Origin of the sequence: Rahnella sp. RFA10(1/100) (assembly GCF_004195115.1) — a bacterium.
GTDB lineage: Bacteria > Pseudomonadota > Gammaproteobacteria > Enterobacterales > Enterobacteriaceae > Rahnella > Rahnella perminowiae.
Window position 1 is genome coordinate 1 of record NZ_SEWR01000038.1, and the last position, 256, is coordinate 256.

Here is a 256-nt window from a genome sequence, read left to right on the forward strand (position 1 = left end):
CTGGTGGTGACGGTCACGGATACTGCCGGTAACAGCACGTCCGGGGAGGCATTCGCCTTTACCGTGGACACCACGCTGAGCGTGCCGGTTATCGATCTGACCGACGGTTCAGATACCGGTGCGAGCACCACCGACAACATCACCAATAACACTACCCCGGCCTTTACCCTGAGCCAGATTGACGCGGACGCGGTGACGGTCGAGGTGCTGATCAACGGCACCGTGTATCCGGCCACGCAGACCGGCGGGATATGGA

Annotated in this window: 1 protein-coding gene; it reads left to right on the forward strand. The window is 61.3% G+C overall.

From position 1 onward, the window contains the following. The coding region (locus ETV65_RS25000; protein ID WP_165383778.1) for an Ig-like domain-containing protein at positions 1 to 256 on the forward strand (256 nt) is incomplete at both ends.